Source organism: Arthrobacter sp. H5 (genome assembly GCF_000520595.1).
Classification (GTDB): domain Bacteria; phylum Actinomycetota; class Actinomycetes; order Actinomycetales; family Micrococcaceae; genus Arthrobacter_D.
Genome location: NZ_KI915004.1, coordinates 28930 through 31444, shown reverse-complemented (window position 1 = coordinate 31444; position 2515 = coordinate 28930). Strand labels below are relative to the sequence as shown.

Genomic DNA, 2515 nt, shown 5'->3' with positions numbered 1-2515 from the left:
GGTGCGGCGGATCTGTGAGCTGATGGAGGAAGGCACACCGCCGCCCGAGGTGATCACGGTGGATCAAGGCGGTATCAGCCGCATGATCCGGCGGGACGAGATCCGGTATGTGCAGGCGCAGGGTGACTATGCGCGGCTGCACACCGCCGAGTCAAGCTATCTCATCCGCATTCCACTGAATGACCTGGAACGCCAATGGGCGGACGCGGGATTTGTCCGGATACACCGCTCTTATCTTGTGGCCATGGATCAGGTACACCAGGTCAAACTGGGCGCCGGCAGGGCAAGTGTCCTGGTTGGCGACGCCGAACTGCCCGTGAGCCGCAGGCACCTCGCGGACATCCGCGGCCGGCTCGAAGAGACCCGGCTCAGGCCAGGCCAGTGATGGGCAGACGCATGTGAGCACTGACCCGCCCAAACCGCCGCGCGTTCGGGTCACGGCACCGCGGACCCGCCTGGAATCCGCAGCCGGAGCCTATCCCGTCTCGCGCGAGATGGCAGAACAGTCGGACGTCGGCGAGCTTTTCATCCGGTCGCTCATCCGGTCACAGCTGCGTCTTGCCGTTGTAGTCGCATCGGGATTCCTGTTCATCCTCATCGGGATTCCCGTGGTGATCGCGACCTTTCCGGTGATCAGCGACCTCACGGTGTTCACCGTCCCGCTGCCTTGGGTACTCCTGGGCCTGGGCATCTATCCGCTGGTGATCAGCTGCGCGGCACTCTACGTCCGCAGTGCCTCCCGGAACGAAAAGAGATTCAGGGACCTGGTGGATGATTCCTGAACTGAACCCGGCTGTGGGCTACGTCTCCCTGATCCTCGTCTCCCTGAGCACTGTGCTCATCGGCATTTATGGACTGCGGATTTCCCGCACCACGGGCGATTTCTACGTGGCATCCAGGACTGTCCGGCCCTGGTGGAACGCCTCGGCGATTGGCGGTGAGTACCTCTCCGCAGCGAGCTTCCTTGGCGTGGCCGGCCTCATCCTGATCTCTGGAGTCGACGCGCTGTGGTTCCCCATCGGCTACACGGCCGGCTACCTGATGCTCCTGCTCTTTGTTGCCGCGCCCCTGCGCCGCTCAGGTGCTTACACCATTCCCGACTTCGCCGAGGCACGTCTCGACTCGGTGATGGTACGCCGGGTCACCAGCCTGCTGGTCATCGCCGTGGGCTGGCTCTACATTGTGCCGCAGCTGCACGGCGCCGCGCTGACTGTCCGAATCACCACGGGACTGCCGTCCTGGGTGGGATCCGTGGCCGTGGTGGTGGTGGTCTGCCTGAGCGTTGTCACCGGCGGGATGCGTTCAATCACGTTTGTCCAGGCGTTCCAGTACTGGCTCAAGTTGACCGCTCTGGCCGTCCCCATCGTCTTCATCCTTCTGCAGCTGGGCAGCACCGGCGGACCCATCACCAATGGAGGTGCGGTTTTCAGCGCCGACCTCAATGTCACGGACGACGCCTCGCTCTACCGCAATATCTCGCTTGTCATAGCGCTGCTATTCGGAACTCTCGGTCTGCCGCATGTCCTGGTGCGCTTCTACACCAATCCGGATGGCGCCTCCGCGCGCCGCACCACGCTGATTGTGCTGGGCCTGCTCTCGGTGTTCTACCTGTTTCCCACCCTCTACGGCATCCTGGGGCGGATTCACACCCCGGAACTGGCAGCTAGCGGTTCCGCAGACGCCACTGTGCTGCTGCTGCCCAGCCGGATTTTCGACGGCTCCGCTGGAGACCTGCTCACGGCGCTCGTCACAGCCGGGGCTTTTGCTGCTTTCCTGTCGACCTCCAGTGGGCTGGTGGTTTCCCTGGCCGGCGTGGTCAGCCAGGATCTTTTTCACGGGAGCGTGAAGGGTTTCCGATGGGCGGCGGTAATTTCTGCAGTCATTCCGTTGGGGTTTGCCCTCCTGACGGATACGCTCGCCCTGGCCGGAAGCGTCAGCATGGTCTTCGCCTTCACAGCATCCACCATTTGCCCGCTCTTGGTCCTTGGCATTTGGTGGCGGGGCCTTACCGATATTGGCGCAGTGGCCGGGATGCTCGCCGGAGCGGTTCTGTGTGGCGGATCAATCCTGCTGTCCGCGGCTCTTGGTCCGTCGGCACCCTCCAGCAGGGAATGGCTTGAGCAGCCCGCCTTATGGACGGTACCCAGCGCTTTTGCCGTGATGATTGTGGTCTCCCGGCTGACTGCGGGCAGGAAGCCGGCTGGTACCTCCCGGATCCTCGCCCGCCTGCACACGCCCGAGCAACCGTAAAACCGGGCCCGTGTCAGTCGATCGCGGCCATGAGTTCGACAACTTTGTCCAGGAAGGCATCCACCTGGGCTTCCTCGTATCCGTCGGGACCAACGGCCTCTCTGAAGACCGACCGGCGGACAAAGTCAACGCTCAGCGGCAGGTCATTCTCGAAGTAGCCCAACAGTTCGTTGCACAGCGCATCGACATCTTCCACGTCGTAGCTTGAGGCGTTGGCGCGGGCGGGGCGGCGAAACCGGTCACCGGCCGGCCGGTGCAGCCTGCC

At 63.5% G+C, this 2515-nt stretch carries 4 protein-coding genes; 3 read left to right on the top strand and 1 reads right to left on the bottom strand.

All coding sequences use genetic code 11. The features are described 5' to 3' along the window. The 3 genes from Y708_RS25290 to Y708_RS0114545 all read left to right on the top strand — a co-directional run. Positions 1 to 385, top strand: a 385-nt coding sequence (locus Y708_RS25290) for a LytR/AlgR family response regulator transcription factor (RefSeq protein WP_035776473.1), incomplete at its 5' end; no start/stop codon positions are given. 13 nt (positions 386 to 398) lie between these two features. After that, positions 399 to 782 carry a DUF485 domain-containing protein gene (locus Y708_RS0114550; RefSeq protein ID WP_028280491.1) on the top strand — a complete coding sequence of 128 codons (384 nt, stop codon included), beginning with the start codon at positions 399 to 401 and terminating at the stop codon, positions 780 to 782. A 1-nt stretch (position 783) separates the two neighbouring features. Continuing rightward, on the top strand, positions 784 to 2250 hold the full coding sequence (locus tag Y708_RS0114545) for a sodium/solute symporter (RefSeq protein ID WP_028280490.1): 1467 nt from the start codon (positions 784 to 786) through the stop codon (positions 2248 to 2250). Between the two features lie 13 nt (positions 2251 to 2263). Here Y708_RS0114545 and Y708_RS25285 read toward each other — a convergent pair. Continuing rightward, a partial coding sequence (locus tag Y708_RS25285; RefSeq protein WP_035776472.1) for a DivIVA domain-containing protein occupies positions 2264 to 2515 on the bottom strand: 252 nt, incomplete at its 5' end.